The following is a 23,780-nucleotide window of genomic DNA, read 5'->3' as shown; positions in this document are numbered from 1 at the left end:
GTGGATCGAACACGTGGCCTCTCCCTTACCAAGGGAGTGCTCTACCACTGAGCTACAAGGGCATAAAAAATCGGCGCTGGGTGAATTGCGCCGAATTATTTTTTAGTGCGAACGGATCATAGTACCAAAAGCCTGCTCGGTCAACACTTCCAGCAATAATGAGTGTTCGATGCGGCCATCGATGATGTGCACCGTGTTGACACCGGACTTGGCGGCGTCGAGCGCGGACGAGATCTTCGGCAGCATGCCGCCCGAGATCGTGCCATCGGCGAACATCTCGTCGATTTCGCGCGCCGACAGGTCGGTCACCAGGTTGCCCTGCTTGTCCTGAACGCCGGCGATGTTGGTCATCATGATCAGCTTTTCCGCTTTCAGGATTTCCGCGATCTTGCCAGCCACGACATCGGCGTTGATGTTGTAGGCCTGGCCATCCTGGCCGAAACCGATGGGCGAAATGATGGGGATGAAGGCGTCGTCCTGCAGCGCCTTGACGACGGCCGGGTTGATCGCGTCGATCTCGCCGACAAAGCCGATGTCGAGGAATTCGCCCGGATGTTCGCGGTCCGGCATCTGCATTTTGCGCGCGCGGATCAAGCCGCCATCCTTGCCCGTCAGGCCCACAGCCTGGCCGCCGTAATGGTTGATCAGCATGACGATATCCTGCTGCACTTCGCCGCCCAGCACCCACTCCACCACTTCCATGGTTTCTTCATCGGTGATGCGCATGCCTTGCACGAAGGTGCCTTGCTTGCCGATTTTTTTCAGCGCATTGTCGATCTGCGGTCCGCCGCCGTGCACCACGACCGGGTTCATGCCGACCAGCTTGAGCAGGATGACGTCGCGCGCGAAGCCGTGCTTCAGGCGTTCGTCCGTCATGGCATTGCCACCGTACTTGATGACGATGGTCTTGCCATGGAAATTGCGGATGTAGGGTAGGGCCTCGGCCAGAATCTGCGCCTTGATTTGCGGCGACACCGCCGTCAAGTCGTCATTCATGTCCAGGTTCAAGTTAGCTAGTTGATTCATGGCGAGTCCGGAAAATAGATTTGTGCGATTTTACAGGGAAGAAGAAAATCTTGGAGGCATTATAGGGCGATCTTGTTGTATTTTCCCTGATGATCCTATAGTCTGGCCCGATATGTCCCCCCGCCAGCCCTTTTACTGCCAGTTACATCTGCGTCGCATCCTGGCGCAGCATGACACACACTTGCCAATTCAAACACAGCCATGAGCGTATGCAGCCTGTGCGGCGCCATCTTACAGTGTGGCCAACTCGATCCGGACGCCAAGCAACCGTGCTGGTGCGTGGCCCTGCCGCCGGCCGTTCCCGTGCCCGGCAGCGCCGCCGTGGGTTGCTGGTGTCCCGCCTGCCTGCAAGAGCGCATCGCCGCCTTGACGTCCCCGGCGGCAAAACCGCTCAGATAAGCGTATCGGCGCGCTTTTCCTTTGCAAAAGACCTTGCATTTTATAGGGGAATACGTTCAGACTTCGATTTTCAAGAATTTCTTATAGGAAAGTAATGCGCTTCAGGGATATCAGTATCGGCGTGCGCATCAATGCCGGTTATGCCATTTTGATCGTGCTGATGCTGGTCGTCATCGTTTTGTCTGGCAGCCGCATCTATGCCATCCGCGCCGAGACCGACGATATCCTGCAACGCGACTGGGTCGCCGCCAAGGCCACCAGCAAGATCCATGGGCTGGCGCGCGAGGCAGCCACGCGTATCGGTAACCTGCCGAACCAGCACAATCTGGCGCTGCGCCAGGCGAATCAGGCGCGCCTGGAAGCGATCAAACAAGGCATCGACGAGCAGGTGCGCATCCTCGACGGTCTCGATGCGCGGCCCGAGGAACGGCGCCTGCTGGAACAGATGCACCTGGCTCGCGCCGACTACTATATTTCGCTCAAGACGATGTTCGAACTGGTCGAGCGCGGCGAGCATGCCCGCGCCGAGCAGGCCATGCAGACGCAGACCTTGCCTGTGCTGGAAAAAGTGCTGCTGTACGTGGGCCAGCTCGACGACCTGCAGCAGCAGCTGATCAGCGACAGCGCCGCCAGGATACGCAACGACATCGATACTTCGCTGCTGCTGATGGGCGGCATCGGCCTGGCAGCCTTGCTGACGGGCCTCGCCTTTGCCTGGTCGGCGCGCTCGATCACGCGCCCGCTGGGCGAGGCGGTGGCGATCGCCACGCGCGTGGCCAATGGCGACTTAAGTTCCGTCATCGAAGTGACGTCGCGCGACGAGACGGGAGAATTGCTGCAGGCGCTCAAGGACATGAGCACCAGCCTGGCCGTCGAGCAGGACTTGCGCCACGCCGTCGAAGTGGCCGAGGATGCGACCAAGATGAAGTCGGACTTCCTGGCCAATATGTCGCACGAAATCCGCACGCCGATGAATGGCATCATTGGCATGACCCACCTGGCGCTGCAGACGGAACTCACGTCGAACCAGCGCAACTACCTGGAGAAGGTGGAATCTGCTTCGAAGAACCTGCTGGCCATCATCGACGACATCCTCGATTTCTCGAAGATCGAGGCGGGCAAGATGGCCTTTGAAAAAGTCGATTTTTTCCTCGAAGACGTGCTGGCGCAGATCGCCGATCTGTCGGTGATGCGGGCCCAGGACAAGGGGCTGGAGCTGCTGTTCGACATCGCCCCCGACGTGCCGAATGCATTGCAGGGCGACCCGCTGCGCCTGGGCCAGGTGCTGATCAACCTGACCAACAACGCGATCAAGTTTACCGACAAGGGCGAGATCGTTGTCAGCATCCGCCTGCAGCAGCTGGAAGAACATGCGGCTGTCTTGCGCGTGGACGTGCGCGACACGGGCATCGGCCTGACGCCACCCCAGCGCAGCAAATTGTTCCAGGCCTTTACCCAGGCCGACACCTCGACCACGCGCCACCATGGCGGCACGGGCCTGGGGCTGACCATCAGCAAGCGCCTGGTGGAAATGATGGAAGGCGAGATCGACCTGGTCAGCGAAGCGGGTGTGGGCAGCACCTTTTTCTTCACGGCCCGCTTCGGCCTGGCCGCCGTGCCGCGCGACAATCTGCCAGTACCACGGCAGTTCCAGGGCCTGCGCGTGCTGGTGGTCGACGACAACCCCAGCGCGCGTGAAATCTTCGTCAGCATGCTGACGGCGCTTGGTTTCGAGGCGCGTGCCGTGTTTGGCGGCGTGCTGGCCATCGGTGCCGTGGCGCAGGCGCGCGCCGAGGGGCGTCCGTACGGGCTGGTGCTGATGGATTGGAAAATGCCGGGCATGAACGGCCTCGATACCCTGGCCGGCATCCGTGCCGATGCCGCCGGCATCGCTGCGACGCCGGCCTGCATCATGGTCACGGCCTTCCATCGCGAAGCGCTGCTGGAGGCGGCGCGCCAGCGCGAGTTGCCGCTTGACGGCGTATTGAACAAGCCGGTCAGCGCCTCGACCCTGCTCGACCAGATATCGTTCGTGTTTGGCGGCGTGACGGGGCAGAGCCGCAAGACGCAGCGCCAGAGCAGCTACCGCGACGACGAGCGCGCCCTGCGCGGCGCCTGGCTGCTGCTGGTGGAGGATAACGAAGTGAATCAGGAAGTGGCGCAGCATATTCTCAACGACGCCGGCATCCGCGTCGACATCGCGGGCAATGGGGCCATCGCGCTGGCCAAGATCGAGGAAAACGCCTATGACGGCGTGCTGATGGATTGCCAGATGCCCGTGATGGATGGTTACCAGGCGACGCGAAAATTGCGCCAGGACCCCCGTTATTCGAATTTGCCCGTGATCGCCATGACGGCCAATGCCATGGTGGGCGACAAGGAAAAATGCCTGGACGCCGGCATGAACGATTTCATCGCCAAGCCCATCGACGTGGCGCAGCTGTTCGGTACCCTGGCGCGCTGGATCGCGCCAGCCGCGCCGCAGGAAATGACGGCGATGGTGGCGCAGCCGGAAGCGGAGCTGCCCGTGATCGCCGGCCTGAAAATGGCGGAAGCCATGCGCCGCGTGGGCGGCAATGCCGCCTTGATGCGAAAATTGCTGGACCGTTTTGTGGAAACCCAGTTCGATGCCATGCAGCGCATCGTTGCCGCCATCGAGAACAACCAGCTCGAGACGGCGATCCGCGAAGCGCATACCCTGAAGGGCCTGGCCGGCAATATCGGCGCCGGCGGCCTGGCCGACAGCGCCGCGCGGGTCGAGCACTTGCTCAGCCTGGGCTCGCACGATGGCTTGCCGCAGGCATTGGCCGCCTGCACGCTGGCGCTCGACGAACTGGTGCCGAAGATCGTGCTGGCCATGCAGTCGCGCGGCAATGTGGCCGAGGCGGGCGGCGCGGCGGTGGCGCACGTGGCGCCGGTGGACCGGGCGCACCTGGAAGCGGGCTTGCGCGAATTGTCGCAGTTGCTGCAACAGGATGATGCGCAGGCCGTCAAGCACCTGGACGGCATCGGCCCCGTGCTGGTCGCGGCCGGGCAGGCGGAACACGCGCGCCAGTTGAAGCGCATGCTGGGACAATACGATTTCGAAGGTGCGCTGGCGCAGCTTGGCGAGGTGGCCGATGCGCTGGAGCTGACACTGTGACAAGGATAACTATGCAGAGCGAAGGACGGGCATGAGAGCGCAGGCAAGCAAGCCAACCATCCTGGTGGTCGACGACACGCCAGACAATATCGACCTGCTGCGCGCAGTGCTGGAAGACGATTACCGCACCAAGATCGCCGTCAATGGCGAACGTGCCCTGAAGATTTCCGCCGGCAGCGATCAGCCCGACCTGATCCTGCTCGACATCATGATGCCGGGCATGAGCGGCTACGATGTGTGCCGTGCGCTGAAGGCCGATCCCGCCACGGCCGGCATACCCGTGATTTTTGTTACCGCCATGAGCGAAGTGGCCGACGAGCAGCTGGGCCTGGCCCTGGGCGCCGTCGATTACATCACCAAGCCGATTTCAGCGCCCATCGTGCTGGCGCGCATCAAGACGCAGCTGGCGATGAAACAGATGCAGGATTTTTTGCGTGACCAGAATCATTACCTGGAAACGGAAGTGGAGCGCCGCGTGCAGGAAGTGGCGGCGCTGCAGGACGTCACCATCCATGCCATGGCTTCACTGGCCGAGACGCGCGACAGCGAGACGGGCAATCATATCCGCCGCACCTCGCATTATCTGAAAGCGCTGGCCGAAGAAGTGCGTTGCCTGCCGCGTTTCCGCGATTTTTTGACGGACAAGAATATCGAACTGCTGTTCAAGACGGCGCCGTTGCACGATATCGGCAAGGTGGGCATTCCCGATCACATCCTGCTCAAGCCGGGACGTTTCGAGCCGCATGAAATGGCGATCATGAAGACGCACACCACCCTGGGACGCGACGCCATTCTGGCGGCCGAGCACGAACTGGGCATCGAAGTCGATTTCCTCAAGTACGCCAAGGAGATCGCCTACAGCCACCATGAAAAATGGGATGGCAGTGGCTACCCGCAAGGCCTGGCTGGCGAAGCCATCCCGATTTCAGCACGCCTGATGGCCTTGGCCGACGTCTATGACGCCCTGATCAGCCGGCGCATCTACAAGCAGGGCATGGACCATGCGCAGGCCGTGCAGATCATCGTCGAGGGGCGCGGTTCGCATTTCGACGCCGAGATCGTCGATGCCTTCCTGCAGATCCAGGACCAGTTCATCGCCATCTCCAACCGCTATGCCGATGGCGTGTGCGAGATCGCCGACAAGCAGCGGCAGATCGCGCCATACACCGAAAACATCAGCTGACGGTCTTGAAGAAACGCAGCATCTCGCGGCTGGCGTCGGGACCTTTTCCGTCCGTATAAGTGCCGCTGCCGCTGCCGCCAGACCAGGCATGGCCGGCGCCGTGGATGACCCAGTGCTCGCCCAGCGGTGAGCCGTCGGCCTGGCTGTGCGTGGTGCGCGTGTAGCGGTGGCCATTCGGCACGCTGCCGTCGATGGAATCGGCCGTGGCCGCCTTGCCGCCAGCCTGGCTGCGCACGCCCTGGGCGATCAGTTCATCGCCATTGCGCGGGTTGACGGTGGTGTCGCGGTCGCCATGGAAGACGATGATGGGCACGCCGCCGGCCGGCGCCTTGCGCTGGGCATTGGGCATGGCGCCGCCCTTCATGGCTGCCAGCGCCGACGGCAAGTCCTGTGCCGAAGCGAAGGGCAGGCCGGAGTGCACGCCGACGGCGGCAAACAATTCCGGGTACAGGGTACCGACGATGACGGCCATGGCGCCGCCTGCCGACAGGCCGGCGACGAACACTTCGCGTTCATTCACCGGGTATTCGTCGATGACTTGCTGGGCGATGCCGGCGATCAGCGAAGGTTCGCCCTGGTCGCGCTGCTGGTCGATGGCATTGAACCAGTTCCAGCAGCGCGAACTGTTGGCACCCTGCGTCTGCGCCGGGTAGACGACAAAACACTCCTTTTCTTCGGCCAGCGCATTCATTTGCGTGCCGGCGGCGAAATCGTCGGGATTTTGCGTGCAGCCGTGCAGCATCACGATCAGCGGCATGGCCTGGCCGTGATAGCTGCCGGGGATATACAGTTTATAGGAGCGCGTGCCCGCATGGTTGCGGTACACGCCGTCGATGAACTGCGCGCCAGCGGGCATCTCCGCCGGCGTGGCGGCCGGCGCGCTGAAGCCGGGCGGATGAAAATTCGGCAGCTCGAAGCTGGGCATGTCGAAGTTGTGCTGGCCCAGGCCTGCAGGCACGCCCAGGCGCGCCATGAAATCCTGCGCGAAGTCCTGCGCCGCCTGCGCGGGCGTGGGCGGCGCGGCCGGCGTTTCTGGCGCGGCGGCAGCTTGCGCCTGCTCGGCTCGGGCCTGCGCTGGGGCGGGTGGAGGCGCGGGCGGGGGATTGATATCGCGCATGGGCTGCTGCTGCGCGGCTGCTGCCTGCTGCGTCAGGCCGGCGGCGGACAGCGCCTGCTGGATCGCTTCGGTGGCGGCGGCGGGACCGCTGCCCATCAGGTTACGGGTCGCTGCGCGCATCTGCGCCAGCATGTTGAGAGGTAGTTTCATGGCCGTCCTTAACGGTGCTGCGCATCGGCCGGGTCATCGCCGCGAACCAATACGCTAGTGAATTCGCCCTGCGAGCGCCGTCTTGACGACGGTGCTGGCGTGCAGGGCACCTAATACGAAAATCGACTCGATGGTGGCCAGTGCCAGTTCCACTGAGACGTCGCTGGCGATGCTGGCCAGCCCCAGCACCTGTATCTGCAGGCGCTGGCCGGCGGCCTGGATCGATTCCAGGTCGGCGCGCGAATAATGCTGCATGCCTAATACCAGGCTTTTACGGGCGACGGTTTGTTTCACCACGTCGGCGTGGATACCCAGCTGGTTGCGGATGGCCGTACGGATCAGATCCGTGCGGTTGGAATAAAATCCCTCCTGGACCAGCAAATCGATCTGCCCCAGGTCGATCAAGCCGAGGTTGATCGTGATTTTTTCGGATTCCCCAATTTTGGGCTTGCTGTCTTGCTTGGCCATATATCTCCAAAAACTCCACGTGGCATCCATTTGCCATCTGTATGGATGGTAGTATAGTTGTGAAATATCTCAAGTCAAGCAGGATCTGGGCTGGTCGGGGTGTAGGACAAGGCCTTCGCAGAGTGAAAACCCGGCATAAAATAAATGTGCGCTACATATAGTTTTGATCATGTTTTGCGCTGAAAATATGGCGATAGAAATATTGCATGCCTATGCCATCGCCTCGCCGGCACGGTTTCGCGGCATAATGAGCGCTCCACAGTCACCGATGCCGCTCCATGATGGTCGATACTCCGCCAGTCGTTCCGCTCCCCTTGCCGTCACCGGTGCCGTCGCCTTGCGTCAGCCTATGCAAGATGAACCGCAACAGCGGCTTGTGCGAAGGCTGCTTGCGCACGCTCGACGAGATCATCGCCTGGAGCAAGGCCGATGACGACTTCAAGCGCGCCGTGTGGGCCGAATTGCCGGGCCGTGTATCCCTGCTCGATTTCGAGCCCGACTTCTGAGGAAGCCCATGCCGCGATCGCCAGCGCTGTTCCCCGAGGCCATGCAGGTGTTCGAACGCGGCTGGCTGTCGTCGAATAACATCCTGTTCAAGGGCAAGGACGACACGGCACTGATCGACAGCGGCTATGTCACGCATGCGCCGCAGACCCTGGCCCTGCTGCACCACAGCCTGGCTGGCCGGCCGCTGGAGCGGCTGTTCAACACCCATCTGCACTCCGACCATTGCGGCGGCAACGCGCTGCTGCAAGCCCAATACGGCTGCCATACGGCCATTCCCGTGGCGGAAGCGGACAAGGTGCGCGCGTGGGATGTCGATGCCCTCAGTTTCCAGGCCACCGGCCAGCAATGCCCGCGCTTCGGCTTTGACGCCACCGTCTCGCCTGGCGACACCTTCACCCTGGCAGACATGGCCTGGCAGGCGCTGGGCGCACCGGGCCACGACCCGCATTCCCTGATTTTTTACTGCGCCCAGGAGGGTATACTGATCTCCGCCGACGCCCTGTGGGAAAACGGCTTTGGCGTGATCTTCCCCGAACTCGATGGCGGCTCCGGCTTTCGTGAAGCGCGCGCCACCCTGGACCTGATCGCCAGCCTGGACGTGCAGGTTGTCATTCCTGGCCACGGCCGGCCATTCCAGGACGCCGCGAGCGCCCTGCAGCGCGCCTATTCACGTCTCGATTACCTGTCGTCCGATCCCGTGCGCAACGCACAGAATGCCGTCAAGGTGCTGCTGAAATTTTTGCTGCTGGAACGCCAGCGCATTGCCCTCGCCGCAATACCGGCCCTGTTGCGTGGCATGCCGGTCTTCGTAGAAGCCAACCGGCGCTTCCTGCGCCAGGAGGCGGCCGCCCTGGCCGAGTGGGCCGTCGCGCAGCTGGTGAGGGTTGCAGCGGCACGGGTTGAGGGTGAGTACTTGCTGAACGAGGGCTGAAACGATCAGGCGATAAATTCAGCACGATCGTACTTTTTCTGCACTATAATCAACGTTCAGTGTGTTTCTCATCCCGATCAACTTTCCAGCGAGTCCGCCATGGCATTGCCTGTTGCGTTGCAAAACCTCTCCTTACCCGTTATCGCCTCGCCGATGTTTATCGCCAGCGGCCCGGCACTCGTCGCGGCGCAGTGCAAGGCCGGCATCGTCGGTTCCTTCCCTGCACTGAACGCGCGTCCCGCCGAATTGCTCGACACCTGGCTGACCGACCTGCAGGCCGAGCTGGCCGCCTTCCAGGCCGCCAATCCTGACAAGAAAGTCGGGCCTATCGCCGTCAACCAGATCGTGCACCAGTCGAACGACCGCCTCGCGCACGACGTGGAAGTGTGCGTGAAACACCAGATCCCCATCATCATTTCCTCGCTGCGCGCGCCGCCCAAGGAAATGCTCGACGCCATCCACAGCTACGGCGGCATCGTGCTGCATGACGTGATTTCGATCCGCCACGCGAAAAAGGCGCTGGAAGCGGGTGTCGATGGCTTGATCCTGGTCGCCAGTGGCGCCGGCGGCCACGCGGGTACCCTGTCGCCATTCGCGCTGGTGGGCGAAGTGCGCAAATTCTTTGACGGTCCGCTGGCGCTGTCGGGCTCCATCGCCACGGGCGACGCCGTGCTGGCTGCGCAAGCCATGGGCGCCGACTTTGCCTACATTGGCTCGCGCTGGCTGGCGACCAAGGAATCGAACGTCAGCGATGGCTACCGCGACGCCATCGTCGAATCCGCAGCGTCGGACATCGTCTACACGAACCTGTTTACGGGCGTGCACGGCAATTACCTGAAAAAATCCATCGTCGCGGCTGGACTCGATCCGGAAGCCCTGCCCGAAGCGGACAAGAGTGCGATGAATTTCGGCTCCGGCAGCGCCAAGGCCTGGCGCGACATCTGGGGTGCGGGCCAGGGCGTGGGCCTGATGAATGATGTGCCGAGCGTGGAAGAGATGGTGGCGCGCCTGAAGGCCGAATACGATGCGGCGCGCGCGCGGTTGAAGCTGTAAGGCTGGTGCTGCCGGCTGACGCGGCATGCCGCGCCGGCCAAGCCAAGCTTACTCCTGCTTCAAATCTTCTGGCTTGATGGCCCATAAACCCGGCAGGTTGCGCCAGTAGCCATACGCATCCATGCCAAAGCCGACGACGAAGCGGTTCGGAATCACCAGGCCGACGATGTCGGCTTGTACCGGCTTCTTCTTGCCGATGGCCTTGTCGGCAAACACGGCCAGGATCACTTCCGCGGCGCCCATGTCCAGCAAGCGCTGCTTGACGTGCGCCAGGGTTTCGCCTTCGTCCAGAATATCGTCGAGTACGATGACGGTGCGGCCCGCAACATTCGAGCGCGGGATGACTTTCCACACCACTTCGCCACCCTTGTCGTCGTCGCCGTAGCGGCTCACATGGATGTAGTCGAACTCGAGCGGAAAGCTCAGTTGCGGCAGCAGGTTGCCCGTAAACACGACGGCGCCGCCCATCACGCCCAGCACCAGCGGGAACTCTTTCGTCCCCTCGGCGTTGAAGCGCGTGTTGAGCACATCGGCCATGCGCGTGATCGACGCCTGCACGGTATCTTGGTCGAACAGCAGTTCCGCGTTCTTGATCAGGTCACGGGCACGGTTGTGATGAAATTCTTGCATGGACTCTTGCATGGCGATGAATGGGGCTGATGGTCAATGCCGGTATTATCCCGCAATTTCGCCTTATTTGTAATCGCGCATGTCGTCGATTATTTTGCCATCCTGCGCCAGGCTGCCCACGGCCACCAGCAGCACGTCGCCACGCAGCTTGGTCAGTTCGCGGATCGCGCCGATGATGGCTTCCACGCCGCTGGTGTCAAGCGGATCGTCGACTTCGCAATGCAAAGTCATCTCGTCGTTGGCCATGCGCCCGGATACCACCAGCCGCGCCTTCCTGATTTGCGGGTGACGGCGCGCGATTTCATGCACCTGCGACGGATGCACGAACATGGCGCGCACCTTGGTGGTCTGGTCGGCACGTCCCATCCAGCCTTTGATGCGCGTATTCGTGCGCCCGCACGGCGACTCCGGCGTATCGACCAGCACGGCCGATAAATCGCCAGTGGCGAAGCGGATCAGCGGGTAGTCGGCATTGAAGACGGTGACGACCACTTCACCCACTTCGCCCGGTGCGACGGGAATGCCGCTGCCCGGATGGACGATTTCGAGCAGCACGTCTTCGTCAACGACCATGCCCGGATTGAGCTTGCCGTTGCTGGCCGTTTCATAGGCGATGCTGCCGATATCGGCCGAGGCATAGGTCTGGAACACGTGTGGTACGCCGTTCTCGGCAAACCAGCTGCGCAAGGATTCGGGCAAGGCTTCCGCCCCCATCAGGGCCTGGGTGACGCTGCTGATGTCGGCGCCCATTTCGCGCGCCTTTTCGATGATCAGTTTCAGGAACGACGGTGTGCCGATATACGTGTCCGGCTTCAGGTCGGCCATCGCCTGCACCTGCATTTCCGTCTGGCCGATGCCGGCCGGGATGACGGTGCAGCCGATGCGCGCGGCGCCCCCTTCGACCATGAAGGCGGCCGGCGTGAAGTGATACGAAAAGCAGTTTTGCAGCAAGCCACCGGTGCGCACGCCGGCCGCATACATGGGCCGCGCGAAGCGCCACCAGTCCGGGCCGCGCCCTTCCGGGTCGAAGATGGGGCCAGGCGAGATGAACACGCGCGACAAGGCGTTCTTCGGCGTCGTGTTCAAGCCGCCGAACGGCAGTTGCGCGTGCTGCAATTGCTTCAGGTCGGACTTGCGCGTCACGGGCAGTTGCGCCAGCGCGGCGCGGCTGGTGATGTCGGCCGCGTTGACGCCATCGAGGATGCTGGCCCAGCCCGGCGCCTTTTGTGCGCGCGCGATCAGCTGCGGCAGGCCGGCCATCAATTCGCGTTCGCGCGCCTCGGGGGCGCGTGCTTCCAGACTGTCGAGCGTATCGGTCATGTTGCGGATTCTCCAATGTCACGTTGCATTTTTTTTCGTCAGTCCTGCAAAAATGAGGCTGTATCAGCGCTGCAGCAGGGCCGCCATTTCCCCGTCGTCGAGTGCGTCCGGGCTGGCGACCAGCACCCACCGGCCCGCGCCAGGCAGGGCGCCGGGCGAAAACCGGGGCGCTCCGTCAATTCCAGGAAGCGTTCCGCATCGAGCTTGACGCTCATGCCGCGCGTGCTGTGCGCTTGCGCGCCGCACAGGGCGAACATCTTGCCGCCGGCGCAAAACGCCAGCACGTTCGTCCATTTGATGTCTACTGTCGCGCCGGGAAAGGCGCGGCACAGCTGCTTCGCCCGCGCCAGGTCCATGAAGGCTGCCCAGCTGTCAGGCCAGCCAGCGCTTGCGGCGGCGGTAGAACTTCATGTCGCGGAAGCTCTTGCGTCCGGCGCTGGAGACGCCCAGATAAAACTCCTTGACGTCTTCGTTGCTGGCCAATTCCTGGGCTTGCCCTTCCATCACGACCCGTCCGTTCTCCAGGATGTAGCCAAAGTCGGCGTAGCGCAGCGCCACGTTGGTGTTCTGTTCGGCCAGCAGGAAAGACACGTTTTCCTTGTGATTCAAGTCTTTGACGATGCCGAAGATTTCTTCGACGATCTGCGGCGCGATACCCATCGAGGGTTCGTCCAACAAGATCATCGACGGCTTGGCCATCAGCGCGCGGCCGATGGCGCACATCTGCTGTTCGCCGCCCGAGGTATAGCCGGCCTGGCTGCTGCGCCGCGTTTTCAGGCGCGGGAAATAGTGGTAGACCTTTTCCAGTGCGTCTTTCAGCTCGCCGCGCGACAGGCTGCGCGTGTAGGCCCCTGTCAAGAGGTTTTCCTCGATGGTGAGATGGCCGAAACAGTGGCGGCCTTCCATCACTTGCGACAGGCCCCGCTTGACCAGTTCATTCGGCGTCAATTGGTCCACGCGCTCGCCCTTGAACTGGACCTCGCCCTTGGTGACGTCGCCCCGTTCACCGCGCAGCAGGGTCGAGATGGTTTTCAGGGTGGTCGACTTGCCGGCGCCGTTGGCGCCCAAGAGCGCCACGATCTTGCCTTGCGGCACTTGCAGCGACACACCCTTCAGGACCAGGATCACATGGTCGTAGATGACTTCGATATTGTTCACCGACAGATACGGCGGCGCTTCCGCCTGGATCGGGGATTGCGTGGCAGTGTGGGTCATGGCTGCTTCTTTAAAATGTTAAACACGGGACCGGCGATGGCCGGTCCGGTTCTTCTCGCCTACTGCATTACTTCATGCACGCCGGCGTGATCTTTTTCTCTTCCGCGTACTTGCCAGAGGATTCCTCGACCAGCTTGCGCACCAGGGCCTTGTCGCCGACGATCCATTTCGGCGTGATGGCGTTCCATTTCTTGCCATCCCATTGCTGCACTTTCACGGCGCCCGAGCCCTCATGGTCGTCGCAGCTGGTTTTCACGGTAGGGAACATGCCCAGCGCGCCCACAGCCTTCTGGCGCGCATCGTCCACGTTCAGGTTTTCCAGGCCCCAGCGCATCTGCTCGCCCGTGATCGGTTTGCCCTTGCCGAATTTCTCCTGCGCCACGCGGATCGCTTCCACCCACAGGATGCCGGCCGTCACGCCGCGCATGTGGTAGACGGAGCCGATGCGCGACTGGTCGGACAGGTTGCCCTTGCCGGACGCGTAGAGTTTCTTGCGGATGTCGTCGAGCACGGGGTAGTTGCCCGGCGTATTGAAAGTCATCGCCGTGTAGCCCTTGGCCGCGTCGCCCGATGGAATCATGTCTTCCTCGGAGCCGGCCCACCAGACACCCAGCATTTTGTCGCGCGGGAAGCCGTTGCGCTGCGCCGTCTTGATGGCGACGGAGTTCATCACGCCCCAGCCCCACAGGATCACGTGATCCGGCTTGGCCTGGCGGATTTGCAGCCATTGCGATTGCTGTTCGCTGCCGGGTGGCGCGACGGGAATTTTCACCAGTTCGAAGCCGTACTGTTTCGACAGCGCTTCCAGTACGGGCAGCGGCTCCTTGCCGAAGGCCGAATCGTGATACAGGTGGACGATCTTTTTGCCTTTCAGCTTGTCCATGCCGCCATCCTTGTCGCCCAGGTACTTGATCATGGCGGCGGCCTGGCTCCAGTAGCTGGAGATCAGCGGATAGACATACGGGAAGACCTTGCCGTTGGCGGCGTCCGAGCGGCCGTAGCCGATCATCGTCATGGGGATCTTGTCTTGCGCCACGCGGTCCAGAATGCCGTAGGCGACGCCCGTGGACAGGGTTTCGACCAGGGTGGCGCCGCCTTGCTTGGTTTTCAGGCGTTCATAGCATTCGACGCCGCGCGAGGGGTTGTATTCGGTTTCGCATTCTTCCCAGCTGATCTTGACGCCATTCACGCCGCCGGCCTGGTTGACCAGGTTGAAGTAGTCGATGATGCCGCCGTAGAAACCGGAGCCGCCGGCCGCGTAGGGTCCCACGCGGTAGGACGGCAGGGCGATGTACTGTTCCTTGTCCTGGGCCTGGGCGCTGCCTGCCATGGTGAGTGCGGCACTGGCGATGGCGGCGGCCAGCATGAGCGATTTGATGTGTTTCATTGTGTGTCTCCTCTTGTTTTATTTGGTATTCAAGTGAACCGACATCGACTGCAAAAACTTAATGGGGGAAGGGCCAGAGTCTCAACTTTTCCTTGGCGATCTGCCACAGCCTGGCCAGGCCGTGTGGCTCGACGATCAGGAAGAAAATGATCAGCGCGCCGAACACCATCAATTCCAGGTTCGAGGCCACGCTGGTCGGCAATGCCAGACCATGCGCGATGGTGTTCAGGAAAACGGGCAGCAGCACGATGAAGGCCGCGCCGAGGAAGGAACCGAGAATCGAACCGACGCCGCCGATGATGATCATGAACAGGATGCGGAAGGACAGGTCCAGGTTGTACGCTTCCGGTTCCACCGTGCCCAGGTAGGCATAGGCATACAGGGCGCCGGCTACGCCGCAGTAGAACGAGCTGACGGCAAACGCCAGCAGCTTGGTGCGCATCAGTCTGAAACCGATTACCTCGGCCGCCATGTCCATGTCGCGCACGGCCATCCACGAGCGGCCCACGTTCGAGCGAATCATGTTCTTGGCCAGCAGTGCCATGCCGGCCACGATGGCCAGCACCAGCAGGTATTTGCTTTGCGGCGTATCGAACTGGTAGCCGAGGATGCTCATTTTCTGCACCGTGATCACGCCCGAGGAGCTGTAGTTGGTCAGGTAGGGGATCTTGGTCAGGCACCAGACGACAAAGAACTGCGTCGCCAGGGTGGAAGCGGCCAGGTAAAAGCCGCGGATGCGCAAGGAGGGCAGGCCGAAGGCGATGCCCACCATGGCCGCGCACAGGCCGCCCAGGATGAACGACACCAGCAGCGGCAATCCCGGCAGGCGGGCCATGAAGTTATACGAGGCAAACGCGCCCACGGCCATGAAGGCGGCCGTGCCCAGCGACAGCTGGCCCGCGTAACCGGTCAGGATGTTCAAGCCCAGTGCCGCCAGGGCGAAGATCAGGAAGGGAATCAGGATCGCCGACAGCAGGTAGGGCGAGGCAAAATACGGCAGGAGGAAGACGGCGACGAGTAGCGTGGCCGTCAGCGCCAGGCGGTCTTGCCGGATCGGGAAAATCTGGTTGTCAGCCTGGTAGCTGGTCTTGAATTGTCCTGCTTCACGGTAAATCATGGCGTGTCCTTTGCGATGGAGCGGTAGCGTTGTGCGTCGGGTGCATCGTATGCATGTTGCGGTGGCGGTGCGGCGTCAGATGCGCCGGATGATGCGTTCGCCGAACAGGCCTTCCGGGCGCACCAGCAGGAACAGCAGGGCCAGCACATACGGGAACCAGCCTTCGATGCCGCCGCCCACCATGGGGCCGAGGTAGACTTCGGCCAGCTTTTCCGACGCGCCGATGATCAGGCCACCGACGATGGCGCCCGGCACCGAGGTAAAGCCGCCGAGGATCAGCACGGGCAAGGCTTTCAAGGCGACGAAGGTGAGGGCGAACTGCACGCCGTTGCGCGCGCCCCACAGCAAGCCGGCCACCATCGCCACCAGGCCCGCCACTCCCCACACCACGGCCCAGATGCGCTGCAGCGGTATGCCCACGGCCAGCGCCGCCTGGTGGTCGTCGGCGACGGCGCGCAGGGCGCGGCCTACCTTGGTTTTCGAGAACAACAGCGCCAGGCAGATCACCAGCAGCGCGCAGATGCCGGCTGCTACCAGGTCGAACTGTGAAACGATGATATTGAAATGGTCCATCAGGAATTGCATCGGCACGTCTTCGATGGGCAGGTCCAGCTTGTGCACTTGCGAACCCCACATCAGCTGCGCCAGGCCTTCGATGAAAAAGGTCAGGCCGATGGTGGCCATGAACAGTGTGATTTCCGGCTGGTTGACGAGGGGCCGCAAGACTACGCGCTCGATGGCCATGCCCAGGACGATCATGGTGAGCATCGTCAGCGGGATGGCCAGCCACAGCGACAGGCCGAACTTGTCCATGATGCCGACGCAGGTGAGGGCGGCGAAAAACACCATCGCTCCCTGCGCAAAATTGAACACGCCCGAAGCCTTGTAGATCAGGACAAAACCGATCGCCACCAGCGCGTACATGACGCCTGACAGCAGGCCGCCGATCAGCACTTCAAAGAAAAAATTGATATTCATTGCTATCCCTTGTCTGGTGCTAGTGCGCGACACCCAAATACGCGTTGATGACATCCTGGTTGCTGCGCACCTCGTCGGGCGTGCCGTCGCCGATCTTCTTGCCGTAGTCGAGCACCACCACGCGGTCGGAGATATCCATCACCACGCCCATGTCATGCTCGATCAGCACGATGGTAGTGCCCAACTGGTCGTTGACGTCGAGGATGAAGCGGCACATGTCCTGTTTTTCTTCCACGTTCATGCCGGCCATCGGTTCGTCCAGCAGCAAAATTTCCGGTTCGGCCACCAGCGCGCGGCCCAGCTCCACACGCTTTTGCAGGCCGTAGGGCAGGCGCCCCACGGGTGTCTTGCGGATGGCCTGGATTTCCAGGAAGTCGATGATCTCCTCCGCCTTCTTGCGGTGCTCGATTTCCTCGCGCCGCGCCGGACCCCAGTACAGGGCTTGCAAGAGAAAATTCGACTTCATCTTCAGGTTGCGCCCCGTCATGATGTTGTCGAGCACCGTCATGCCTTTAAAAAGGGCGATGTTCTGGAAGGTGCGGGCGATGCCGGACTTGGCAGCCTGGTAGCAGTCCATGCCGCGCCGGTGTTCGCCCCGATAAATGATCTCGCCCTGCTGCGGACGGTACACGCCATTGATCACGTTCAGCATCGAGCTCTTGCCGGCGCCGTTCGGGCCGATGATGGCGCGGATCTCGTGCTGTTTGACGTCGAAGGAAATGTCGGTCAGCGCTTTCACGCCGCCGAACGACAGCGAGATATTTTTCAGGTCGAGGATCACGGGGCCCGTCTTGCGGGCCGTGCCGAAGTGGACGTCGGGTTCGTTCATTTGCATCGTGCTGTACTCCATCATGCAGCCAGGCCCAGGGCCGGATACGTTTTGCTGGTCCAGATCTGCAGGTCGGCGCTGGTCGAACCGCTGCGGCCATCCTCGAATTTGACCTGGGTCTCAATGAACTGCGAGGTCTTGCCCTCATACAGGGCGGAAATGAGTACCGCGTATTTTTCGGCGATGAATTTGCGGCGCACCTTGCGCGTGCGGGTCAGCTCGTCGTCGTCCGGGTCGAGTTCCTTGTGCAGCACCAGGAAGCGGTGCACCTGCGTGCGGTCCATCAAGGGGTCGGCCGCCAGTTCCGCGTTGACTTGCTCGATGCAGTCGCGGATCAAGCCATAGGTCTCGGCGCGCGCCGCCAGGTCGGTGTAGCCCGAGTAGGCGATGCCGCGCCGCTCCGACCAGTTGCCCACCGCTTCGATGTCGATATTGATGAAGGCGCAGACCTCGTCGCGCGCATGGCCGAAGGCCACCACTTCCTTGATGAAGGGGAAGAACTTGAGCTTGTTTTCGATGTAGTTGGGCGCGAAGATGGCGCCGCATGTCAGCTTGCCGACATCGGCCGCGCGGTCGATGATTTTCAAATGGCCTTCGCTGTCGAACACGCCGGCGTCTCCTGTATGGAAGTAACCATCGTTGTCGATCACTTCGGCGGTGGCATCGGGACGCTTGAAGTAGCCGCTCATGGTGGCCGGCGACTTGACCAGCACTTCGCCATTTTGCGCCAGCTTGACTTCCACGCCGGGAGCGGGCAAGCCCACGCTGTCGAACTTGATGTTGCCGTCCGGCTGCAGACACACATAGGCGCAGGTTTCGGTGGAACCGTACAATTGCTTGAGGTTGACGCCGATGGAGCGGTAGAAGCGGAACAGGTCGGGGCCGATGGCGGCGCCGGCCGTATAGGCGACGCGCACGCGCGACAATCCCAGCACGTTTTTCAGGGGGCCGTAGACCAGCAGCTCGCCCAGCTTGTAGCTGAGGCGATCCGCCAGCGACACGCGCTTGCCATCCAAAATCTGCGCGCCGCAGCGCTTGGCGACGCCCATGAAATGGCTGAACATGTGGCGCTTGATGCTGCTGGCGTCCTCCATGCGTATCATCACGCTGGTGAGCATGTTCTCGAACACGCGCGGCGGCGCAAAGTAGCAGGTGGGGCCGATTTCGCGCATGTCGATCATCACCGTGTCGCCCGATTCGGGGCAGTTGACGGTGAAGCCGGCCACCATGGCCTGCGCCAGCGAAAACAGGCAGTCGCCCACCCACGCCATGGGCAGGTAGGACAGGATGTCTTCATTGTCGGTAAGCTTGTCGAAGGCGACGCCGCCAACGCCGGCGGCCAGTAGCGCCGCATGGCTTTGGCACACACCCTTAGGTTTGCCCGTGGTGCCCGAGGTGTACAAGATCACGGCGGAGTCGCTGCCAGCACCGGCTTCCACTGCGGCTTCGAAAAAGCCTGGATGTTCGCGGTCATAGGCCCTGCCCAGCACCTGCAGGGCGGCAAAGGACATCAGCTCCGGCTGGCGGTAATGCCGCATGCCCCGTTCGTCGTCATAGGCGATGTGGGCGATGTGCGGGTACAGGGCCTTGAGTTCGAGCAGCTTGTCGACTTGCTCCTGGTCTTCGACGATGGCGTAGCGGATTTCCGCATCCTGCAGCACATAGGCCATGTCGGCGGCCGGCGCGTCCTGGTACAGCGGCACGGGCACGCCGCCCAGGCTTTGCGCGGCCAGCATGGCCCAGTACAGGCGGGGACGGTTGTCGCCGATGATGGCCAGGTTCATGCCGCGCTGGAAACCGATGGCGGCCAGGCCGCAGGCCAGCGCGCGTACCTCGTCGTTGACCTCGAGCCAGGTCCAGGTCTGCCAGATGCCCAGGTGTTTTTCGCGAAAGGCAGGTTTGTCGGATCGTACTTTTCCGTGTTGCAATAAGCGCCGCGGAAAAGTCGGCATGGTTGCTGTGGTAGTCGTTTGCACCAGTGTCTCCCTGTTGCTTGTCTCAGGCTCCATCTCTTTGGATGGCGCTCTGTGTTTTTATGTGTAAGGCGTTTGTGCAATGATAGTAGCCTGCGTTAGTTTGCCGAGTTGTCTTTTCGGGGACATTTACCCACTTTTCGATGGTGCATCGCACAATGACCTACCCTGATATCAGTTTGAAAGATGCCGTGCGCGCGGCCAACTGGGCGCAGCTGCTCGATCCCGTGCAAATGGCCCGCGTCGAGGCAGACGTGTTTGAAACCTTCGTCCCGAAAGGCGGTTTTGTCTGCCGCAAGGGCGAGCCGGTGGACAACTGGATCGGCGTCATCAGCGGCATGGTCAAGATGAATAATTTTTCCGCCTCGGGCAAGGCCATGACTTTCATCGGCGTGCCGCCCGGCAGCTGGTTCGGCGAAGGATCATTGCTGAAGAACGAAATCCGCAAATACGACACCATGGCCCTGCGCGACACGCGCGTGGCGCGCCTGCCGGGCGCCACCTTCCACTGGCTGCTGGAAACGAGCCTGCCGTTTACGCGCTTCTTGCTGATGCAGCTCAACGAGCGCCTGGGACAGTTCATCGGCATGGTGGAAAACGAGCGCCTGCTGGACCTGAACACGCGCGTGGCGCGCTGCCTGGCCTCGATGTTCAACTCGCATCTGTACCCGGGCGTGGAGACGCTGGTGCAGCTGTCGCAGGAAGAAATCGGCCTGTTGTCCGGCTCCTCGCGCCAGCGCGCCAACCAGGCCTTGCAGGTACTGGAAAAAAAGGGCTTGCTGCGCCTCGATTACGGCGGCATCCGCGTGTTGGACCTGGAAGGCTTGCGCCGCTACGAGGCCGATGATGGCGAGTGAAGCCACGCTGCCGGAAGGGCCTGCAGGTGTGCGGCTAATCGCGGTATCATAGGCACTTCCCAGCACCGCTTTTCTTGCCCCCATGCCGACATCTGACCAATCCACTCCCGCCTCCCGTTTGTCGCAATTGCGCGACGCCATGCGCGCGCAGCACATCGACGCCTGCATTGTGCCCTCGGCCGACCCGCACTTGTCCGAATACCTGCCGGCCCGCTGGCAGGGCCGCGAGTGGCTGTCGGGCTTTACGGGGTCGGTCGGCACCCTGGTCGTGACGCACAATTTCGCCGGCGTGTGGACCGATGGCCGCTACTGGGAGCAGGCGGAGACGGAGCTGGCTGGCAGCGGCATCGTCCTGAAGAAAATCCCTTCCGGCGCCAGCGTGCTGTATATCGACTGGCTGGGCGAGACCATGCAGCCGGGGCAGACGGTGGCCGTCGATGGCGCCGTGCTGGGCCTGTCCAATGCGCGCCTGCTGCAGCAGGCGCTGGGCGCGCAAGTGACCCTGCGCACTGATACCGATGTGCTGCAAGCCGTCTGGCCGCAGCGCCCGGCCATGCCAGCCGCCCCCGTGGTCGAACATGCGGCCGCGTATCCATCGCTGTCGCGCATGCAGAAACTGGCGGCCCTGCGCGCCAATATGGCCGCGCACGGCGCCAGCCACCATGTGATTTCCACTCTCGACGATATCGCTTACCTGTTCAACCTGCGCGGCGCCGACGTCAACTACAACCCCGTCTTCCTCGCCCATGCGCTGGTGGGCCCCGAGCGCGCCACCCTGTTCGTCGCTGACGGCAAGCTGCCCGCCGCCCTGCGCGCCACGCTGGAGAGCCAGGGCGTGGACGTGGCCGCGTATGAGCGTACAGCGGCCGCGCTGGGTGCGCTGCCGGCCGGTGCCACCTTGCTGCTCGATCCGCGCCGCATCACCTTCGGCACGCGCCAGGCTGTGGCCGAGGGCGTGCGCGTGGTGGAAGCCATCAACCCGACCACCCTGGCCAAGTCGCGCAAGACGGATGCCGAAGCGGCGCACGTGCGCGCCGCCATGGAGCAGGATGGCGCCGCCCTGTGCGAATTTTTCAGCTGGTTGGATAGCACCCTGGCCGATCCGCAGCGTGCACCGTTGACGGAGATCGGCATCGATGAACACCTGACGGCCGCGCGCGCGCGCCGCACCGGTTTTGTCAGTCCCAGCTTCGGCACCATCGCCGGCTTTAATGCGCATGGCGCCATCATGCATTACCACGCGCATGCCGGCAGCGAGGCCACCATCGAAGGCGACGGCTTGCTGCTGATCGATTCGGGCGGCCAGTATTGGGGCGGCACCACGGATATCACGCGCGTGGTTCCCATTGGCACGATCACGGCCGAGCACAAGCGCGATTTCACCCTGGTCTTGCGCAGCATGATCGCCCTGTCGCGCGCGCAGTTCCCGCGCGGCGTGAAGTCGCCCATGCTCGATGCGATTGCCCGCGCACCGCTGTGGGCCGAGGGCATCGACTTTGGCCACGGCACGGGCCACGGCGTGGGCTTTTTCCTGAACGTCCACGAAGGGCCGCAATCGATTTCGCAGTCCGCCATGCCGGAGCCGCAGACGGCCATGGAGACAGGCATGATCACCTCCATCGAGCCGGGCATCTACCGCCCCGGCCAGTGGGGTATCCGCATCGAGAACCTGGTGCTCAATGTCTTGGCCGGGACGACGCAGTTCGGTGAATTCCTGCGCTTCGAAACATTGACCCTGTGCCCGATCGACACGCGCTGCGTGGAACGCAGCCTGTTGCGCGACGACGAGGCGGCCTGGCTGAATGACTATCACGCCACCGTGCGTGCGCGTCTGGCGCCGCATCTGGCCGGCGATGCGCTGGCGTGGCTGAAACAGCGCACGGGAGCCATCTGATGCGCTCGACCCGCGCCACGTCCGCCATCGAGCGGCTCAAGGAACGCACCGGCCAGCGCCTGTACACGATGGCGCGCACGGGCGATGAACTGTTCTTCCTCACGGAAGGCCCCGGCTTGCCGCCCCTGTGCCCGCCGCTGGAACTCGATGCCTTTGTCGCCTTCGTCAATGGCCTGGGACCGCAAAAGGCGCGCCGCGTCAGCAAGCTCGACGTGGCGTTTGAAAAGCAGCTGACAAAAAAGCCCCAGGATTAAATGCCGACCATCGACTTCCTGCGCGCCTACTGGTCGCCGGCCGAACTGGCGACGAATGGTGTGATCCTGCTGAACCTGCTGGGCGCGCTGCTGCTGGGTTTATTGGTGGGCTACGAGCGCTCCTATCACGGGCGCGCGGCGGGCATGCGCACCTACAGCCTGGTCTGCATGGCCTCGGCCGCGCTGACGGTGCTCGGTGGCTATCCCGAGTTCTGGTACGGCGGCCATGGCGCCATCGTCGGCAGCGACCCCACTCGCGTCATCCAGGGCATCGTCACGGGCGTGGGTTTCCTCGGTGCCGGCGTCATCATGCGCGAGGGTTTCAATATCAGCGGCCTGACGACGGCCGCCTCGATCTGGGCCTCGTCCGTGATCGGCATCATGGTCGGCATCGGCTTTTACCTGTCGGCCATGGGCCTGGCCTTCCTGTGTGCGATGGCGATGATTTTTCTGTCAAAATTGGAGAACTGGCTGCCGTCGCGCCACGCGGTGGCCATCACCATGCGCTTCAGGCAAGGGTTCATTCCGCGCGAAGATGCGCTGCGGCGCATGGCCGCCAAGCGCGGCTACGATATCGCCGGTGGCTCGCTGACCATCGGCAGCAGCGACGGCATGCAGGAATGGCGCTTTGTCGCCATCGCGCATGGCAAGAACACGGGCGCCAGCCTGTCCGCCATGTCGGCCGAACTGGCCGCCTTCGAAGGCATCGCCGGCTTCCAGCTGTCGCATGCCCGTAATTGATCTGGATACTGAGAGGATGGACATGGATGCACAGGCCCAAGACGTACTCGATTTCTGGTTCCTGCCGCCGGACAACCCCGGCTATGGCCAGTCGCGCGTGGAATGGTTCCGCAAGGATGACGGCTTCGATGCGCAGATACGCGACCGTTTCGGCGCGCTGATCGATGCCGCCATCGACGGCGGCTTGCGCGCGTGGGATGCGACGCCGCATGGCGCGCTGGCGCGCCTGATCGTGCTCGATCAGTTCGCGCGCAATGTGTATCGCGGCACGCCGCGCGCCTTTGCCGGCGACGCCGAGGCGCTGGCGCTGGCCGTGTCGATGACCGAACAGCGTCTTGATCAGCAGTTGCCGCCGATGCTGCGCGCCTTTGCCTACCTGCCGTTCGAACACGCGGAAGACCTGGCCATGCAGGCGCGCGCCGTCGAGCTGTTCCAGTTGCTGTCGCAGTCGCAGCCCGGGTTTGACGGCATGCTCGACTACGCCGAGCGGCACCAGGAAGTGATCGCCCGCTTTGGCCGCTTCCCGCACCGTAACGCCATCCTCGGACGCGCTTCCACGCCGCAAGAGCTGGAATTCCTGCGCCAGCCGGGATCAAGTTTCTAGGCTAT

General features: G+C 62.6%; 23 protein-coding genes. 11 read left to right on the top strand and 12 right to left on the bottom strand.

Annotation, left to right across the window (positions count from 1 at the left end):
• Window positions 1-102: 102 nt before the first annotated feature.
• Window positions 103-996 (bottom strand): acetylglutamate kinase, encoded by an 894-nt coding sequence (gene argB / locus K0F85_RS25775; RefSeq protein ID WP_010393729.1) that lies wholly within the window; start codon window positions 994-996, stop codon window positions 103-105.
• A gap of 231 nt (window positions 997-1,227) precedes the next feature.
• Here argB and K0F85_RS25770 point away from each other — a divergent pair, with 231 nt between their 5' ends.
• The 3 genes from K0F85_RS25770 (at window position 1,228) to K0F85_RS25760 (ending at window position 5,750) form a co-directional block, all read left to right on the top strand.
• The gene (locus tag K0F85_RS25770; protein WP_219118687.1) at window positions 1,228-1,425 is read left to right on the top strand and encodes a cysteine-rich CWC family protein; all 198 of its coding nucleotides are present in this window, start codon (window positions 1,228-1,230) and stop codon (window positions 1,423-1,425) included.
• A 94-nt stretch (window positions 1,426-1,519) separates the two neighbouring features.
• Window positions 1,520-4,567: a response regulator gene (locus K0F85_RS25765; protein ID WP_219118686.1), complete on the top strand. Its 3,048-nt coding sequence runs from the start codon at window positions 1,520-1,522 to the stop codon at window positions 4,565-4,567.
• A gap of 31 nt (window positions 4,568-4,598) precedes the next feature.
• Entirely contained in the window at window positions 4,599-5,750 is a 1,152-nt protein-coding gene (locus K0F85_RS25760) for a two-component system response regulator (protein ID WP_219118685.1), read from the top strand.
• Here the strand turns inward: K0F85_RS25760 and K0F85_RS25755 are convergent.
• Together K0F85_RS25755 and K0F85_RS25750 are read right to left on the bottom strand one after the other, a co-directional pair.
• Window positions 5,743-7,017, bottom strand: coding sequence for a PHB depolymerase family esterase (locus tag K0F85_RS25755; RefSeq protein ID WP_257638171.1), 1,275 nt, complete (start codon window positions 7,015-7,017; stop codon window positions 5,743-5,745). The genes K0F85_RS25760 and K0F85_RS25755 overlap by 8 nt on opposite strands.
• 54 nt (window positions 7,018-7,071) lie before the next feature.
• A complete protein-coding gene (locus K0F85_RS25750) occupies window positions 7,072-7,485 on the bottom strand; it encodes a CopG family transcriptional regulator (protein ID WP_219118684.1) in 414 nt (137 codons plus the stop codon).
• A gap of 356 nt (window positions 7,486-7,841) precedes the next feature.
• On the opposite strand from K0F85_RS25750, the gene K0F85_RS25745 reads away from it, so the two are divergent.
• From K0F85_RS25745 to K0F85_RS25735, 3 genes are all read left to right on the top strand, one after another.
• On the top strand, window positions 7,842-7,991 hold the full coding sequence (locus K0F85_RS25745; protein WP_306986014.1) for a DUF1289 domain-containing protein: 150 nt from the start codon (window positions 7,842-7,844) through the stop codon (window positions 7,989-7,991).
• Between the two features lie 8 nt (window positions 7,992-7,999).
• Window positions 8,000-8,923 carry an MBL fold metallo-hydrolase gene (locus K0F85_RS25740; protein ID WP_219118683.1) on the top strand — a complete coding sequence of 308 codons (924 nt, stop codon included), beginning with the start codon at window positions 8,000-8,002 and terminating at the stop codon, window positions 8,921-8,923.
• Window positions 8,924-9,022: 99 nt separating this feature from the next.
• Window positions 9,023-9,976, top strand: a complete 954-nt coding sequence (locus K0F85_RS25735; protein WP_219118682.1) for a nitronate monooxygenase family protein — start codon at window positions 9,023-9,025, stop codon at window positions 9,974-9,976.
• Window positions 9,977-10,024: 48 nt separating this feature from the next.
• On the opposite strand, the gene K0F85_RS25730 is transcribed toward K0F85_RS25735, so the two are convergent.
• The 9 genes from K0F85_RS25730 to K0F85_RS25690 all read right to left on the bottom strand — a co-directional run bounded on the left by K0F85_RS25730 (window position 10,025) and on the right by K0F85_RS25690 (window position 19,404).
• A complete protein-coding gene (locus K0F85_RS25730) occupies window positions 10,025-10,606 on the bottom strand; it encodes a hypoxanthine-guanine phosphoribosyltransferase (protein WP_219118681.1) in 582 nt (193 codons plus the stop codon).
• A gap of 63 nt (window positions 10,607-10,669) precedes the next feature.
• Window positions 10,670-11,926, bottom strand: a complete 1,257-nt coding sequence (locus tag K0F85_RS25725) for a phenylacetate--CoA ligase family protein (protein ID WP_219118680.1) — start codon at window positions 11,924-11,926, stop codon at window positions 10,670-10,672.
• A 38-nt stretch (window positions 11,927-11,964) separates the two neighbouring features.
• Window positions 11,965-12,282: an MmcQ/YjbR family DNA-binding protein gene (locus tag K0F85_RS25720; RefSeq protein WP_257638170.1), complete on the bottom strand. Its 318-nt coding sequence runs from the start codon at window positions 12,280-12,282 to the stop codon at window positions 11,965-11,967.
• A gap of 16 nt (window positions 12,283-12,298) precedes the next feature.
• Complete coding sequence (locus K0F85_RS25715) at window positions 12,299-13,141, bottom strand: ABC transporter ATP-binding protein (RefSeq protein ID WP_219118679.1); 843 nt, start codon at window positions 13,139-13,141, stop codon at window positions 12,299-12,301.
• A 67-nt stretch (window positions 13,142-13,208) separates the two neighbouring features.
• Window positions 13,209-14,528 (bottom strand): ABC transporter substrate-binding protein, encoded by a 1,320-nt coding sequence (locus K0F85_RS25710; RefSeq protein ID WP_219118678.1) that lies wholly within the window; start codon window positions 14,526-14,528, stop codon window positions 13,209-13,211.
• 58 nt (window positions 14,529-14,586) lie between these two features.
• Entirely contained in the window at window positions 14,587-15,645 is a 1,059-nt protein-coding gene (locus tag K0F85_RS25705; protein WP_219118677.1) for a branched-chain amino acid ABC transporter permease, read from the bottom strand.
• Between the two features lie 75 nt (window positions 15,646-15,720).
• Window positions 15,721-16,617: a branched-chain amino acid ABC transporter permease gene (locus K0F85_RS25700; protein WP_219118704.1), complete on the bottom strand. Its 897-nt coding sequence runs from the start codon at window positions 16,615-16,617 to the stop codon at window positions 15,721-15,723.
• A 25-nt stretch (window positions 16,618-16,642) separates the two neighbouring features.
• Window positions 16,643-17,458, bottom strand: coding sequence for an ABC transporter ATP-binding protein (locus K0F85_RS25695; protein WP_257638169.1), 816 nt, complete (start codon window positions 17,456-17,458; stop codon window positions 16,643-16,645).
• Window positions 17,459-17,472: 14 nt separating this feature from the next.
• A complete protein-coding gene (locus K0F85_RS25690; RefSeq protein ID WP_219118703.1) occupies window positions 17,473-19,404 on the bottom strand; it encodes an AMP-binding protein in 1,932 nt (643 codons plus the stop codon).
• A gap of 179 nt (window positions 19,405-19,583) precedes the next feature.
• Here K0F85_RS25690 and K0F85_RS25685 point away from each other — a divergent pair, with 179 nt between their 5' ends.
• From K0F85_RS25685 to K0F85_RS25665, 5 genes are all read left to right on the top strand, one after another.
• On the top strand, window positions 19,584-20,282 hold the full coding sequence (locus K0F85_RS25685; protein WP_219118675.1) for a Crp/Fnr family transcriptional regulator: 699 nt from the start codon (window positions 19,584-19,586) through the stop codon (window positions 20,280-20,282).
• Window positions 20,283-20,364: 82 nt separating this feature from the next.
• Entirely contained in the window at window positions 20,365-22,176 is a 1,812-nt protein-coding gene (locus K0F85_RS25680) for an aminopeptidase P family protein (protein WP_219118674.1), read from the top strand.
• Complete coding sequence (locus K0F85_RS25675) at window positions 22,176-22,430, top strand: hypothetical protein (protein ID WP_219118673.1); 255 nt, start codon at window positions 22,176-22,178, stop codon at window positions 22,428-22,430. Before K0F85_RS25680 ends, K0F85_RS25675 begins: the two co-directional genes overlap by 1 nt.
• The gene (locus K0F85_RS25670; RefSeq protein WP_219118672.1) at window positions 22,431-23,171 is read left to right on the top strand and encodes an MgtC/SapB family protein; all 741 of its coding nucleotides are present in this window, start codon (window positions 22,431-22,433) and stop codon (window positions 23,169-23,171) included.
• Window positions 23,172-23,187: 16 nt separating this feature from the next.
• On the top strand, window positions 23,188-23,775 hold the full coding sequence (locus K0F85_RS25665; protein ID WP_219118671.1) for a DUF924 family protein: 588 nt from the start codon (window positions 23,188-23,190) through the stop codon (window positions 23,773-23,775).
• Window positions 23,776-23,780: the final 5 nt, after the last annotated feature.

The organism is Janthinobacterium sp. UMAB-56 (assembly GCF_900095265.1).
Classification (GTDB): Bacteria; Pseudomonadota; Gammaproteobacteria; order Burkholderiales; family Burkholderiaceae_D; genus Janthinobacterium.
Note: the sequence above shows the minus strand (reverse complement) of the source record. Positions and strands in the feature narration are given on the sequence as shown.

Bases quoted from the DNA above. Each gene is read 5' to 3' on its own strand.
- argB (WP_010393729.1), bottom strand. From the start codon at position 996: ATGAATGACGACTTGACGGCGGTGTCGCCGCAAATCAAGGCGCAGATT.
- K0F85_RS25770 (WP_219118687.1), top strand. From the start codon at position 1,228: ATGAGCGTATGCAGCCTGTGCGGCGCCATCTTACAGTGTGGCCAACTC.
- K0F85_RS25765 (WP_219118686.1), top strand. From the start codon at position 1,520: ATGCGCTTCAGGGATATCAGTATCGGCGTGCGCATCAATGCCGGTTAT.
- K0F85_RS25760 (WP_219118685.1), top strand. From the start codon at position 4,599: ATGAGAGCGCAGGCAAGCAAGCCAACCATCCTGGTGGTCGACGACACG.
- K0F85_RS25755 (WP_257638171.1), bottom strand. From the start codon at position 7,017: ATGAAACTACCTCTCAACATGCTGGCGCAGATGCGCGCAGCGACCCGT.
- K0F85_RS25750 (WP_219118684.1), bottom strand. From the start codon at position 7,485: ATGGCCAAGCAAGACAGCAAGCCCAAAATTGGGGAATCCGAAAAAATC.
- K0F85_RS25745 (WP_306986014.1), top strand. From the start codon at position 7,842: ATGAACCGCAACAGCGGCTTGTGCGAAGGCTGCTTGCGCACGCTCGAC.
- K0F85_RS25740 (WP_219118683.1), top strand. From the start codon at position 8,000: ATGCCGCGATCGCCAGCGCTGTTCCCCGAGGCCATGCAGGTGTTCGAA.
- K0F85_RS25735 (WP_219118682.1), top strand. From the start codon at position 9,023: ATGGCATTGCCTGTTGCGTTGCAAAACCTCTCCTTACCCGTTATCGCC.
- K0F85_RS25730 (WP_219118681.1), bottom strand. From the start codon at position 10,606: ATGCAAGAATTTCATCACAACCGTGCCCGTGACCTGATCAAGAACGCG.
- K0F85_RS25725 (WP_219118680.1), bottom strand. From the start codon at position 11,926: ATGACCGATACGCTCGACAGTCTGGAAGCACGCGCCCCCGAGGCGCGC.
- K0F85_RS25720 (WP_257638170.1), bottom strand. From the start codon at position 12,282: ATGGACCTGGCGCGGGCGAAGCAGCTGTGCCGCGCCTTTCCCGGCGCG.
- K0F85_RS25715 (WP_219118679.1), bottom strand. From the start codon at position 13,141: ATGACCCACACTGCCACGCAATCCCCGATCCAGGCGGAAGCGCCGCCG.
- K0F85_RS25710 (WP_219118678.1), bottom strand. From the start codon at position 14,528: ATGAAACACATCAAATCGCTCATGCTGGCCGCCGCCATCGCCAGTGCC.
- K0F85_RS25705 (WP_219118677.1), bottom strand. From the start codon at position 15,645: ATGATTTACCGTGAAGCAGGACAATTCAAGACCAGCTACCAGGCTGAC.
- K0F85_RS25695 (WP_257638169.1), bottom strand. From the start codon at position 17,458: ATGCAAATGAACGAACCCGACGTCCACTTCGGCACGGCCCGCAAGACG.
- K0F85_RS25690 (WP_219118703.1), bottom strand. From the start codon at position 19,404: ATGCCGACTTTTCCGCGGCGCTTATTGCAACACGGAAAAGTACGATCC.
- K0F85_RS25685 (WP_219118675.1), top strand. From the start codon at position 19,584: ATGACCTACCCTGATATCAGTTTGAAAGATGCCGTGCGCGCGGCCAAC.
- K0F85_RS25680 (WP_219118674.1), top strand. From the start codon at position 20,365: ATGCCGACATCTGACCAATCCACTCCCGCCTCCCGTTTGTCGCAATTG.
- K0F85_RS25675 (WP_219118673.1), top strand. From the start codon at position 22,176: ATGCGCTCGACCCGCGCCACGTCCGCCATCGAGCGGCTCAAGGAACGC.
- K0F85_RS25670 (WP_219118672.1), top strand. From the start codon at position 22,431: ATGCCGACCATCGACTTCCTGCGCGCCTACTGGTCGCCGGCCGAACTG.
- K0F85_RS25665 (WP_219118671.1), top strand. From the start codon at position 23,188: ATGGACATGGATGCACAGGCCCAAGACGTACTCGATTTCTGGTTCCTG.